The organism is Cyanobacterium sp. HL-69 (genome assembly GCA_002813895.1).
GTDB lineage: Bacteria > Cyanobacteriota > Cyanobacteriia > Cyanobacteriales > Cyanobacteriaceae > Cyanobacterium.
The window spans coordinates 2,027,409-2,041,524 of sequence record CP024912.1 but is presented as its reverse complement, the minus strand read 5'-3'; the positions used below and the strand labels follow the sequence as shown (position 1 = coordinate 2,041,524).

Annotated in this window: 11 protein-coding genes; 7 read left to right on the top strand and 4 right to left on the bottom strand. The window is 35.5% G+C overall.

Translation table 11 applies throughout. The features are described 5' to 3' along the window. Window positions 1-168: 168 nt before the first annotated feature. The 3 genes from AA637_RS09370 to AA637_RS09360 form a co-directional block, all read right to left on the bottom strand. The gene (locus AA637_RS09370) at window positions 169-810 is read right to left on the bottom strand and encodes an ExbD/TolR family protein (RefSeq protein WP_446682541.1); all 642 of its coding nucleotides are present in this window, start codon (window positions 808-810) and stop codon (window positions 169-171) included. Between the two features lie 173 nt (window positions 811-983). Beyond that, window positions 984-1,613, bottom strand: coding sequence for a MotA/TolQ/ExbB proton channel family protein (locus AA637_RS09365; protein WP_069792040.1), 630 nt, complete (start codon window positions 1,611-1,613; stop codon window positions 984-986). A 180-nt stretch (window positions 1,614-1,793) separates the two neighbouring features. Continuing rightward, the gene (locus AA637_RS09360; protein WP_446682540.1) at window positions 1,794-2,330 is read right to left on the bottom strand and encodes a late competence development ComFB family protein; all 537 of its coding nucleotides are present in this window, start codon (window positions 2,328-2,330) and stop codon (window positions 1,794-1,796) included. Between the two features lie 408 nt (window positions 2,331-2,738). Between AA637_RS09360 and folE the strand changes: the two genes are divergently transcribed. Beyond that, on the top strand, window positions 2,739-3,398 hold the full coding sequence (folE, locus tag AA637_RS09355) for a GTP cyclohydrolase I FolE (protein WP_446682539.1): 660 nt from the start codon (window positions 2,739-2,741) through the stop codon (window positions 3,396-3,398). 143 nt (window positions 3,399-3,541) lie between these two features. Beyond that, window positions 3,542-4,534 (top strand): CobW family GTP-binding protein, encoded by a 993-nt coding sequence (locus AA637_RS09350; RefSeq protein WP_446682538.1) that lies wholly within the window; start codon window positions 3,542-3,544, stop codon window positions 4,532-4,534. Between the two features lie 302 nt (window positions 4,535-4,836). Here AA637_RS09350 and sppA read toward each other — a convergent pair whose 3' ends face one another. Continuing rightward, the gene (gene sppA, locus AA637_RS09345) at window positions 4,837-6,630 is read right to left on the bottom strand and encodes a signal peptide peptidase SppA (RefSeq protein ID WP_446682537.1); all 1,794 of its coding nucleotides are present in this window, start codon (window positions 6,628-6,630) and stop codon (window positions 4,837-4,839) included. A 220-nt stretch (window positions 6,631-6,850) separates the two neighbouring features. Here sppA and purH point away from each other — a divergent pair, with 220 nt between their 5' ends. The 5 genes from purH (at window position 6,851) to AA637_RS09320 (ending at window position 14,062) form a co-directional block, all read left to right on the top strand. Further along, a complete protein-coding gene (gene purH, locus AA637_RS09340) occupies window positions 6,851-8,386 on the top strand; it encodes a bifunctional phosphoribosylaminoimidazolecarboxamide formyltransferase/IMP cyclohydrolase (protein ID WP_446682536.1) in 1,536 nt (511 codons plus the stop codon). Between the two features lie 137 nt (window positions 8,387-8,523). Next, window positions 8,524-10,293 carry a serine/threonine-protein kinase gene (locus tag AA637_RS09335; protein ID WP_446682535.1) on the top strand — a complete coding sequence of 590 codons (1,770 nt, stop codon included), beginning with the start codon at window positions 8,524-8,526 and terminating at the stop codon, window positions 10,291-10,293. Between the two features lie 322 nt (window positions 10,294-10,615). Beyond that, window positions 10,616-12,091, top strand: a complete 1,476-nt coding sequence (locus AA637_RS09330) for a CPBP family intramembrane glutamic endopeptidase (protein ID WP_446682534.1) — start codon at window positions 10,616-10,618, stop codon at window positions 12,089-12,091. 255 nt (window positions 12,092-12,346) lie between these two features. Beyond that, a complete protein-coding gene (locus tag AA637_RS09325) occupies window positions 12,347-12,781 on the top strand; it encodes a YggT family protein (protein WP_446682533.1) in 435 nt (144 codons plus the stop codon). 75 nt (window positions 12,782-12,856) lie between these two features. After that, window positions 12,857-14,062, top strand: coding sequence for a 4-hydroxy-3-methylbut-2-enyl diphosphate reductase (locus AA637_RS09320; RefSeq protein ID WP_446682532.1), 1,206 nt, complete (start codon window positions 12,857-12,859; stop codon window positions 14,060-14,062). Window positions 14,063-14,116: the final 54 nt, after the last annotated feature.

Sequence of the window (14,116 nt, the reverse complement as noted above, 5' to 3'; positions counted from 1 at the left end):
AACGGAAGTTAGTTTAACAACTAAATAATAACTAAAAAGCACTCTCCTTAGTTGGGGGGTGCTTTTTGCGTAGGTGTTAAAAATTAGATTGACAAAGACTCAAGGAAAGAACTACGTCAATTTAGTCCTTTCCCAACAAAAAACTAACAATCCACCATTTCCAGAGTCTTAAAAAGAAGGAGGAGACTCGGGTACAGGAGGTAAAGGCACAGGGGAAGAAGGCATATTTTCACCTTCGCCACCGCCATTATTATTTGGTAGGATATTATTACTATCAGGGTTGAGATAAGGATTTATCCCTGGGGTCGGAGTTTGATTTTCCGTGGGGATTTGGGAGTTACCCGCCAGAGTAGCCAAAGCCACGCGATCGCCCCCTACCTCTTTCAACATATCCAAAACTTCCACTACCTGACTGTAACGCACCTCTTCAGAGGCGTGAAGCACCATCAATCCAGAAGGATTAATCGTATTATAATTTTTTATGGCGCTATAAAGTTGAACTTGGCTTACTGGTTGTTTTTCCAAATAAAGCTGCCCTTGATTATCAAGAGCTACCACCAACATCTCCCGCATCTGTGCCGTGCCAGTAGTTGCCCTTGGTAAATTCAAATTAATCGCCTGTTGTCTAGAAAAACCCACCGCCGCCAAAATGAAAAACGTCAAAATACAAAAAATGACATCAATCATCGGCACAATCTCAATTCTAACCTCCGGCTGAGTATTCATATCACCCCATAACTTGAGAGGGCGAGGGGCATATTTTTGAGAAGAATTACTCTTGTTTCTCTTTGGTACTGGTATCTGTGTCATAAATATATAGACTAAAATAAAAACCTTATTTTTGATTAAGCGAATTCAAATATCAGTGTCTAGCTACCCATAGATTAGCAATTATCAACACTGATACAATAAACGATCCACTTTAAATTAATTACTCACTAAATTATAAACCATCAAAATTTAATTCTTGTGGACCTCAACTTCTACTCATCCACATTCCATTTTTGACGATAAATCAACTCCAAATCACTTCCAGCCTTCCGAAAAATTCTGACCTGATTAGCCCAAAAAGCCTGAAAAAGACGATAAAAAACCACCGCAATAATCGCCACCACTAAACCCACCGCAGTAGAAATCAAAGACTCACCAATACCAAGAGTTACCCCTGTTGTTGAAGCTGTACCCAAATCACTGAGGGAAATAGAACCCAAGGAGCGAATTAAACCCAATACTGTACCCAATAAACCCAACAGAGGAGATAAAGCAATTACCCCTTCGAGAATTTTATCCCCCTTACGCATTTGAGAAAGCTCATCATCTGCACCAGTTTCAAGGGCAAGATGGAATACTTCAGGATCTGGATTATCCAACTGTAAAGGAGTATTAAGATATTTTCCCAAAGGATGATTGCGATAACGAGAAGCAATCTCTCCAGCTTTCCCCCAGTTTGTTGTCGCCGCATCCATAATCGAATTTAAAATTTGTTCCTCCTTCACCAGAACCTTTGACCAAAACCAAATGCGCTCGACAATAGTTCCTAGAGCGAGAATCGATAAGAATAACAAAGGCCAAATGGAAAATCCACCCTTTTCTATTAGTTCTGCTAGTGTCACCGTTAATATAGTTCCTTTTTTAACAATTCAAGATACATCACTAAATTATTAATGATTTATTATCGATTATCAATGATCACACAGAATTTAAAAAAATGGGGAAATTTTAACCACATCAAAAGAAATTTCTCAAAAATTTTGAATCAAAAACTCTCTTACTTCTATTTCTTGGTTTTACCATTACCCATACCAACGAACACTTTTATTCTGCATCAACCCCTCCCCGTCTTCTTCCCAATAAAAATCTAATAAATAATAAAGTTTAATTATTTCTGCCGATGTAATCTCCCCATTCTGTATCTTGTTCAAAAAACTTTCCATAAATTCAACAATTAAAGATAACTCTTCTTTAGGAATATTCTCATCAAATTTAGTCAATGTTTTTCTCGCATCCGAAATAATGTCTTCCCTTTCACTTGATAGAGGAGTTGACTTTCTGAGGGGATCTCGCTCAACTGCAGCAAATCCTTGGGTTACAGCTTGATGTATTTCTTTTTTATATTTGATAATTGCTCTTCTTTTTTGTTTTTGAATTCCCTCTGTGGAAGAAGCATATAAGCTAGGCAAACGATTAAGAGCAAAAGTTGCCACTTCAATAGGATTTATATAATCTCTTAGGTTAGGATTAATTGTTTTATTGTGAACTAATTGATATTCTATTTCTTCATCAACCAATATTTCCATTACATTTTTATAAGTTTTTTTTTCGTTTGTCATGGTTTGAGTCAGTTATTTTAATCTTGGAATCCTTTAGATTTCTTGGATTTGATAGATAGAACTTAGTTTATTTTTGAATAAACAATAAATTAATATCAGAACCGAGCAACATATTTCAGAAAATGTGATTCGCTTTAGTCCACTAATAAATTATACTTCAAACTCATCGTAAATAGAGGGCTGAAACTCTTTTATGACCTTTGGACAGAGTAGCTATTTTTCTAAGTAAGTGGGCATAATTAAATCGATTTAGGCAAGGGGTTTAAACCCCTTGTTCATAAGAGTCTTAATAAAATAAGAGCTATAATTAATTTCGCCAACCTACTTAATATTCAAGACTTTTGCAATTGTCATTTTATTTGATAATGGTTATCATTTTAATAATTAAAGATTTATGAACAAAATACCATGACATTCACTGAATCCTCGATGATGAAAGCAACGGTGCAAGAAAACCAACTACCTTCTCTTGCTACGGAGTCTAGGCCTCAAGTAACGCAGGAAGAGATGATTCAAGCGGTGAGAACGTTACTGATAGGTTTGGGGGAAAATCCAGAACGGGAAGGATTGAAAGATACTCCAAAAAGAGTGGTTAAAGCTCTTAAGTTTCTTACCTCAGGTTATGATCAATCCTTGGATGAATTGCTTAATGGGGCGGTATTTCATGAGAAATCCAATGAAATGGTTTTGGTGAGGGATATTGATTTGTTTAGCTCTTGTGAACACCATATTTTGCCAATTCTTGGACGAGCGCACGTTGCTTATATTCCTAATGGTAAGGTCATTGGATTATCAAAAATTGCTCGAATTTGTGAAATGTATGCTAGAAGATTACAGGTACAAGAACGTTTAACATCTCAAATTGCTGATGCGTTACAGGGTTTATTGCAACCCCAAGGGGTGGCTGTGGTCGTGGAAGCGAGTCATATGTGTATGGTTATGCGTGGGGTACAGAAACCAGGCTCTTGGACTTCTACCAGCGCTTTGAGAGGTGTTTTTTCGGAGGACGCAAAAACCCGCCAAGAGTTTATGAATTTGATTCAGCATCGCCCTACTTTTAATAATTGAGATTAATCATTAGAATATTACTAAATTTTTTGTAAAATCCCAAAAAGGTGGTAATAAATCTGATCAACGGACAAAACAAGGGTTTAAAACCCCTTGCTTAACAACTTATAATGGGTTGTTATAAATAATATTTTTATTTTTTTATGGACAATTTAATGTTACCTAAAAGAGGAATGCCCGTCACTATTATTACGGGGTTTTTGGGGAGTGGAAAAACAACTCTTTTAAATCATATTTTGAGCAATAACCATAACTTAAAGGTTGCGGTTTTAGTTAATGAGTTTGGGGATATTGATATTGACAGTCAATTGTTGGTATCGGTAGAAGAAAATATGCTTAGTTTAAGTAATGGATGTATTTGTTGCACTATTAATGATGATTTATTGGATACTGTTTATCAAGTATTAGAAAGTGAGCAAAAAGTTGATTATTTAATTGTGGAAACAACGGGAGTTGCTGATCCTTTACCTATTATTTTAACTTTTTTAAGTCCTGAATTAAGGGATTTAGTTCGTCTTGATTCTGTGCTAACTTTAATCGATGCGGAGAATTTTACTCCATCATATTTTGAGAGTGATGCAGCACTTCAACAAATTATTTATGGTGATATTATATTACTAAATAAAATTGATTTAGTTACAGAAGAAAAGGTCAAGGAATTAGAAACCAGTATTTCTACTATTAAGCAAGGGGCTAGTATTTTATGTTGTGAAAATGCAAAGATACCTTTACCTCTTATATTAGATATACAGCGAAGTAATGTTAATAATTATCCCCAAAATGAGCTAGAATCATCTCATGATCACCACCATGAACACGATCATCATCATGATCATTCCCATCATTTAGAGATAGATGGTTTTGTATCGGTTTCCTTTGAGTGCGATCGCCCTTTCAACGTAGATAAATTCCAAAACTTTATCACAGATAATATCATGGCGAAAGTATATCGAGCCAAAGGAATTTTATGGTTTGCAGAAAGCGAATTAAAACATATTTTCCAACTCAGCGGGAAACGCTATGATTTGAACACAGAAGAATGGCAAACGCCCCAGAAAAATCAGTTAGTGATGATAGGCAAAGACATATCAGCAGATAACTTAAGGGCAAAACTACAAGAGTGTATCGTTAATTAGATAAAATAAATAGGTTTAAATCAGTACCTTTGACTCACATTTCATAGGTACCATGACGAAAATTTTCTGGTCTGCTATGTTAGTTCATAGAGAGAAGATTTTATTTTTGCTTATTTATATTTTCTCTCTATTTTTCTTTTATGTGTTTCCCTTTCTCATTCCTCTCTACATTTACTCTAGACTAGAGAATTAGGGTGGGCAGCACCCACCAAAATATCTTTTATCAACTCACTTTTGTTTGAATATCCTGTAATATCTATTTTTTAAATATTAAAAACAAATATTTGCAGCTATTTAGTAATTTATTTTATGTTCATTTTAAAGGGTAGAATTGTGTAAATACGGTTAGGTTTATTAATAATATCAACTAACTCTAATTCTGAATTTAAGTTCCAAATTGTATTCGTAAGGGCTACCTTATCAAGATTACTTGCTTTGAAGTTTGCTCCTCCTAATGCCGTTAATAATTCACTTTCCCAATTTCGTCTTTGAGGAAATTCTTGGATTTTATATTGTTCATTAAGTTCTAAAACGGTGTTAAGATACTCGATCGCACTGTCTAACCCACCAATTTCGTCCACCAAACCAATTTCTTGGGCAATACTGCCTAACCAAACTCTACCTTGGGCAATCTCATCTACTTCGGAGGTAGATAAACTTCTGGATTGGGCTACTTTTTCGAGGAAGAGAGTATAAATCTGGTCAACGTTACTTTGATATATGTTAATCTCTTGCTCTGTTTTGGTCTTAAAAGTGTTGCTAATATCGGCGAGTTCGTTGGTTTTGATGACATCGGCATTGATACCAATATTGTCGGCAATGTCTTCGAGGTTAAACAGTAAACCAAAAACCCCTATAGAGCCTGTGATGGTGCTTTCGTTGGCAAATATCTTTTCCCCTGCGGTGGCTATCCAATAACCCCCAGAGGCTGCCACATCCCCCATGGAGATAACGATGGATTTCTCTTGGGCGGTGAGTTCCAATTCTCTGGCAATGCGTTCAGATGCGATCGCACTTCCTCCCGGGCTATTAATCCTTACTACTACCCCTTTTATATTATCATCTTCTCTAATTTTTTCTATTTCTTGTGCCATGCGATCGCCTCCTACTTCCCCGACTCTGCCCATACCATCAACGATGTTGCCATCAATGTGAAGAATAGCGATAGTCTCTTTTACATTTTGAGTATTTTTTCTATTGGTAATTGCCACATATTCTCCAATATCAATAGTAGGAACAGAATCACTGTTTTCATTATTAGAAATAATCTTTAAATTATCTTTTACTTCATCAGGGTAACCCAGGGTATCAACCAACTCTAATTCTTGAGCTTCCTCTGCTTTTAATAAACCTATATTATCAGCAATATTATTAATACTACTAGGAGTTAAAACTGGAGATTCAGTTATTTTATCAGTGTATATATCCCATAAATTAGTTAATAACTCTTCCGTCTGTAACTGACTTTCTGGACTAAAATCATTTCTAGTAAAAGGCTCTACCGCTGATTTATATTGACCTACCCGAATTACCTGTACTCCGATACCATATTTTTCCAGAGCATCTGCGAAAAATAATTGGGCAGAACTTAAACCATTCATTTCCACCGTACCCAAAGGATTAAGATAAATTTCATCGGCAAGGGATGTTAAGAAATAATCTTTTTCACCTAACGAAACATTATAAGAAATGATTTTTTTACCACTATTTTTAAACTTTTCTAAAGCAGTTCTAATCTCCGTTAAACTACCATATCCTGTGTTAATGTTACCTCGACTTCCATCCAAAAATAAAGCCGTAATGCGTTCATCCTCCGCCGCTCGACTAATAGCCGTGGTGATTTGTCTTAGGGAGAGAATATCGGGGCTTTCTTCTCCTAAAACCACCGTTAAAGGGCGATCGCCCGTACTATCAGTAATTTGACTATTAAGGTTAAAAACCAACACTGACTGATTATCTACTTGGGGGGTGTTACTATTCATCAACACAGCCATGAAAAAGAAAAATAAACCCCCTGCACTGAGGGCAAAAAAGAAGAATAAACCAGCTAAACTACCGATAAAACTAGCGAAAGTTTGTTGTAAAAATTTTTTCATGGTACTATTTCAATTTTATCCCGTTGTTTCAGGGCGAATCACTCAATATATCTAATATAGGAGAATTATTGATAATTGATAATCAGGGATGAGCAAAAAGTGTCATCATCAGGGCAGGGAATAGTTAATGGGCAACGGTTATCCCCATAAGCAAAGAATGGACTAATAGCAACTATGGTAAGCTATTGTTTGATCGTATTAGTATTTTTATAGTAAATTAATGACAGGTTTAGCTTTATTAAGCGTCTCAGATAAAACAGGTATTGTAGAGTTAGCGCAAACATTAGTTAACGAATTTGGCTTTGACATCGTCAGTAGTGGCGGTACAGCCAAAACCCTACAATCCGCAGGAATTAAAGTAACCAAAGTAAGTGACTACACAGGATCACCCGAAATTTTGGGCGGTAGGGTAAAAACCTTACATCCTCGTATCCATGGGGGGATTCTTGCCCGTGATACAGAAGAAGATTTGGCTGACTTAAAAGCCAATGACATCAGGGCTTTTGATGCAGTGGTAGTGAACTTATATCCCTTTGAACAAACCATTGCCGATCCTAATTGTACCCTAGCCGATGCCATCGAAAAAATTGATATTGGTGGCCCTGCCATGGTGAGGGCGACAGCAAAAAATTATCACCATGTGGCAGTATTAACTAACCCTGCCATGTATAATCAATATATTGAAGAATTGAGAGCCCATGGCGGTAAAACTACCCTCGAATTTCGACAAGCTCGTTCGGCGGAAGCCTTTGCCATGACAGCAAGTTATGATCAGGCAATTTGTCGTTATTTCGGTGAAGTTGCCCCAGATACACAGGGTTATTATGGCATTGGTGGACAGAAAATTGCTACTTTGCGCTATGGGGAAAATCCTCATCAACAGGCGAGTTGGTATCAAAGCGGCAGTCCAAAAACTGGTTGGGCAGGGGCGCAACAGTTGCAAGGTAAGGAGTTAAGTTATAATAATTTGGTGGATTTAGAGGCCACTAGAAGGATAATAGCGGAATTTCCTAACGATGAACCAGCGGCGGTGATTGTGAAGCATACTAACCCTTGTGGGGTGGCTGTGGGTTCTAGTTTGATAGATGCTTATAATAAGGCTTATCAGGCGGATTCTATCTCAGCTTTTGGGGGTATTGTCGCCCTAAATCGCCCCATTGATGCCCCTACGGCTACGGCTATGAGTAAGATTTTCCTAGAGTGTATCGTGGCACCTGATTGTACCGAGGAAGCACAGCAAATCTTAGCCAAAAAGCCTAATTTAAGGGTGTTGATTCTCTCGGATTTATATGCAGGTAGTCAGGATAACATAAAGGCGATCGCCGGGGGCTTTTTGGTGCAAGATAATGATATACAAATCGAAAGCCCTGCCCAATGGGAAGTCGTCACCGAGAAAAAACCCACCGAAGAGCAATTAAAAGAGTTATTCTTTGCTTGGAAGATTGTTAAACACGTAAAATCAAATGCGATCGCCATTAGCAAAAATCGTACCACCCTCGGTATCGGTGCAGGGCAAATGAATCGGGTAGGCTCGGTAAAAATCGCCCTAGAAGAGGCAGGAGATCAAGCCCAAGGGGCTTATTTGGCCAGTGATGCCTTTTTTCCTTTCGATGATTCTGTCCGCACTGCCGCCGCCGCAGGTATCACAGCGATAATTCAACCAGGAGGCTCAATCAAAGACAAAGACTCCATCAAAGCCGCCGATGAGTTGGGCTTAGTGATGGTATTTACTGGGGTAAGGCATTTCTTACACTAAAAGGATTTAAATTGAGTTAGGCAATGGGCCCCGAGCCCATTGTTAATAAAATAAAAGATAGACCATTGTCAATAAAAGAAAAGGTAGCCCATGGTTATACTATAAGTATCCGAAGATAAAATTATGGGTGTCATCTGGTGAAAAGTAGTAATTATCGAATGTTAAGCCTTGCAGGGGAAGGGCAATTTGGTAAAGTTTATAGTGCGATTCATCGACAAACGGGGGAATTATTTGCTCTCAAGCAGTTGGATGCCCAAAAGTTTTCTACGAAAAAGTTTTTACGAGAAACCAGAATTTTATTAAGTTTAGACCATGAAAATATTATTCGTTGCCAAGGTTTAGAGCATAGCAAAAAACATCGTTTCTTGGTAACGGAATATTGTGATAGTGGCACTTTAAGAGATTTTATTGATAGTTCTATCTCCTTAAATATTGAACAAAAATTAAAGATAATTGTTGATATTTTATCAGGTTTATCGAGTGTTCATTTAAAGGGAATTATCCATCGAGATTTAAAGCCAGAAAATATTTTATTAACGGTTTCTCCTAATGGTTGGGTTGCCAAAATATCAGATTTTGGAGTGGCAAAAATTGAATCAGAAGATAAGGGTAATGATACTAACAGTTTAGGGGATACTGGTTCCCCTGCCTATATGGCCCCTGAGCAGTTTTATGGCAAATATTCCTACAGTTCGGATATTTATGGCATGGGGATAGTTTTATATGAGTTGTTGACAGGAAAACGTCCTTTTTCGGGTAGCCCCAAGGAGATTATGATAGGGCATCTCAATTATTTACCTGATATTCCTTCTGATTTACCTCCTTTGTTACAAGACACTTTAAAAATGGCTTTGGCAAAGTTACCGAGCCATCGTTTTCGCACTGCGAAGGAAATGAAAGCCCAAATTTTACGGTGTTTGTTGGCTTTGGAGACGGTTACTACGGAGAAAAATCCTTTTTTTGATGGCTATGTCAAAGATGTTTCTAGTAATTTTGATTCAGATACTATTGATATTTTAGATGATTATTTTACTCTATTTGTGGTCAATGAATCTTGTTTTTACTTTGCCTATCAGAATACATTTTTAATAAAAGAATATCAAATAATTGATAATAAATTAATAATAAAATCTAGCAAAACTTATCAAATTGATGGTACTATTTTTGATCTAAAACCCTTTAACAATGGTTGTTTTATTATTACGAAAGATATTAACAATGTTCGTTGTTATAGTATCAATCTATTCTCTAATGAAATCACTTTTATTTATTCCTTTTGTGCTGATAATTTTCTAAGTGCGATCGCCCCTAATGGTAATTGGTTAACCTTAGCAATCAATGATAAACTAGACAAAACTTTTCAACTAATAAAGTTAGATGATTTAACTTGTTTGATGCCCGAAATAGAAGACTTTTTCCCCAAAGAAATTATTATCCTTGATCAAGGCCATGGATTAGTAAGTTTTGAACAAAAAGAAATTAATAAAAACTATTCATTTTGGAAATTTTTTACTAGAAAAGGAGATTGGTATAATAACTATTGTCTTGATTTACCGCTAGAAAATATCAAAGTTAATCAAAAAAATAAAAATTACTTTTTAGCTAGAGAAAAGTTTACTGATTATGTGGTACTAATTAACCTTAAACCTTTTCAAGTAAAAAGAATACCCTTAAAACTTTCTCCTGAATTTATTTTATCTTTTGATAACTATTTTATCTGTGCTAACTCTTTAGGAAAGGTATTATGTTTAGATTTAAAAGGAAATTTAGTTAGTAGTTTTGATTTAGAAAAAAAAATTATTAAACTAAACAACTTAAATAATCAAATGCTTGTAGCTTCTGTATTAGTAAATGATAAATGTCATATTATTTCTCTGAAAAATGTTATCCCATTTTCTAAAAACTAAAATGATTAATTAGGTTGGTAAAATTAATTATAGTTCTTATTTTATTAAAACTCTTATAAGAGGCTAAGTTTTTTGTTATTTCTTATCTAAATTGATTTAATTATGGCTAGTTATATTGAATCCATAATATATTTCTTTTTAACAAGAGGTTTAAACCCCTTGCCTCTAAATCAAATCGAATAGCATTAGTTTTTGAAATTGGTATTACTTAATTTTTTATGAGATACTAAATTATCAAACATTTTTAGATAAATATCATTATTATTTTCTCAAAGGACAAATTTTGATACAGTAATAAATAAAACCATTTAATAAATAATATATGAATATAAAGCGATCGCTCTTAGCTATAATTACAGTTGTATCCTTACTCAGCGTATTTTTTGCCCTTGGGCAAAGTTTAGCAGAACCTCAAGTACAATCTCAGCTAGAGTTATATCAAACTAATCTCATTCTCAACGTTGCTGAATTAGAAGCATCAGACAACGAAAACCTAAACCAACTCGCTCCCAGTTTAGTGGGAAATAATCCCTATCAAGTAGCAGAAAAACAATATCAAAACGTATTGGATGCCGCGCTTAAACAAGCGGAAGAAAAAGAGGAAGAATTTATCGCCCTATCAGAAAGCCCTAGGCAACAAATTAAACAAAGTTTTAACAAAAATCAAGAATTAATCGAGCAATTAAAAATAAAATTAGGACTTATTAACGCTTCTCAAAATAAAGTAGAAGAAGCCTTCCAATATTGGCAACAAATATCTAATAATTCAGTGGCATCAACCCTCAATAATCTTTGGCAATCTGAAGGTAACATAGAAGCGAATTCAGAAACCATTATCAGAGAAAACTTAGATGATTGGTTTGCCTTAACTGCCCTAGAAAAATATTATCAAGTTGACAATAATCAAGATAAATTATTAGAAGTTCAATTACAACAACAAACCCTAGCAGAAAAAGCCACTGTTAGATTAGTTATCCTTAGTATTATTCCTTTTTTTGGAGGAGTTATTGGCACAGGTTTAATCGTCTTTCTACTAATTCAATGGTTACTGAAAAAAGAATCATCCATTATTGCTGTTAATGGTAATTTATCATGGGAATTAAAATGGGATTGGGAAACCATTTTACAAGTATTAATCATTGGTTTTTTCTTCGTTTCTCAAATACTATTACCAATTTTGTTTAGTGCTAGTGGTTTTAATCCCGTGGGTTTAAGCATTAGAGGCAAGGCTTTATATGTATTAGTTAGTTACTTTTTGATGGCAGGTAGCGGTTTATTGGTGTTGTATTTATCCGTAAAGCCCTTTTTTCCTCTGCCCGAAGGTTGGTTTAAATTGACCAATAAAAATTGGTTTTGGTGGGGTTTAGGGGGCTATTTAACCGCCATTCCCCTCGTGTTTTTGGTATCTTTCCTTAACCAACAAATTTGGGATGGGCAGGGGGGTAGTAATCCTTTATTGATGTTGGCGTTGGAATCCCAGGATAAAGTAGCCTTGTTTATTTTCTTTGTTACCGCTTCGGTAGCCGCCCCCATTTTTGAAGAGATTGTCTTTCGTGGCTTTTTGTTACCTTCTCTTACCCGTTATATGCCAGTATGGGGGGCTATTATACTTAGTGGGGTTATTTTTGCGATCGCCCATCTTAGCTTATCAGAAATCTTACCCTTAGCAACCCTAGGAATTTTATTAGGGTTTGTCTATACTCGCTCTCGCAGTTTATTATCTTCCATCATGGTACATAGTTTATGGAATAGTGGCACCTTATTTAGTTTATTTTTATTAGGTAGTAAAATAAATTAATTCTGCTAACAAAAAACCCTTGAGAATTTGTTTTTAAACCTTAAACTCCTATCTAAAAAAATTAAAATCCCTCATGATGGGGGATTTAATAAGTAAATTATAGTTTTAGAGAAATAATAGTAATTATTAAACGTTTATAATAATATATTTATAAATGAGTAATAATAAAAATGTTTTACACGAGAAAAAAAGACACTACATTGGTAAAACACACTTATTACAACCTATAAACCAACATAAATTACCCTTAAAATCATGAATAACGAACCTTTTAATGATGATAAAAATATAGAAAAAGAGCAGAAACTTCGCCAAGAAGAAGAAGCCTACAAAATTCGTAAAAGAGAAAGAGAATTAAAAGCAGAAAAAAGAGCCACTACCTTTAGTTGGATTGTTAATACAATTTATATATTAGTAGGATTTTTACAAGTTTTATTGTTTATTAGACTTCTATTGCGTCTTTTGGGTGCTAATCCTGAAAATCAATTTGCCCAATTTATTTATGGCGTTTCTGATCTATTTATGAGTCCTTTTGCTACCCTATTTATTAGCCCCGTATCTGATGAAACCATGAATCCTATCGGTGGTATGAATGTTTTTGATCTTAACGTGATGGTTGCCATTATTGTATATGCCCTGTTGGGGTGGCTTGGGGTAACCGTTGTTAGATATTTGTACAAGCGCCCTTAGCAAGTAATAATTCACGAGCAAACCCCAGTCAGGTTAAAATTGAAATTAAAAATCAGTATAAAAATTAACCTGCCCATGGATACTAAAACTTTTAAGCGCAATCTCCAAAAATCAGAAAACTATCATCGTAAAGGCTTTGGGCATCAAGAAGAAGTCGCAGGAGTTTTGAATAGTGAATATGAAAGCAGTTTAATCAAAACCATCAGAGAAAATAATTATCAAATTACCAAAGGAGACGTTACCATTCGTTTAGCCGAAGCCTTTGGTTTTTGTTGGGGTGTAGAAAGGGCAGTGGCAATGGCCTATGAAACTCGCACCCATTTCCCCACTGAGAAAATTTGGATTACTAATGAAATTATCCATAATCCTTCGGTAAATGAACGTTTGCGAGAGATGAATGTGGGTTTTATTCCCGTCATTGATGGGGAAAAAGATTTTTCTTTGGTTAACCGTGGAGAAGTGGTAATTTTACCCGCCTTTGGTGCTAGTGTGCAGGAAATGGAATTTTTAAATGATAAGGGTTGCACCATTGTAGATACTACTTGCCCTTGGGTATCGAAGGTATGGAATTCGGTAGAAAAGCACAAAAAACGTAGTTATACTTCTATCATCCATGGTAAGTATAACCACGAGGAAACCATCGCCACTAGCTCTTTTGCTGATACTTATTTGGTAGTATTAAACATGGATCAAGCTAATTATGTTAGTGAATATATCCTTAATGGTGGTGATAGGGAAGAATTTTTAGATATGTTTGCAAATGCTTATTCTCAAGGATTTGATCCTGATAAAGATTTAGAAAGGGTAGGTATTGCTAACCAAACCACCATGTTAAAAACCGAAACCGAGGAAATTGGGCGTTTATTTCAACAAACTATGCTCAAAAAATATGGCCCTACCGCATTAAATGATCATTTTATGAGTTTTAATACCATCTGTGATGCTACCCAAGAAAGGCAGGATGCCATGTTGGATTTAGTGAAAGAAAAACTCGATTTGATGGTGGTAATCGGTGGTTTTAATTCCTCTAATACGACTCATCTACAAGAAATTGCGATCGATTACAAGATTCCTTCCTATCATATTGATAGTGCCAATCGTATCGATGATGACAACAATATTGAGCATAAACCCCTCAAACAAGACTTAGAAATTAAGCACCATTGGCTTCCCGAAGGTAAAATCACTGTGGGGGTTACTTCAGGCGCATCCACTCCCGATAAAGTTGTGGAGGATATTATCGAGAAAATCTTTGCTCTGAAAAACGATAGTTTGAAATAAAAAAGATTATTGTCTCGCTCTCAATTAACTTTCCCTTCGACTTTTCTTAGATTT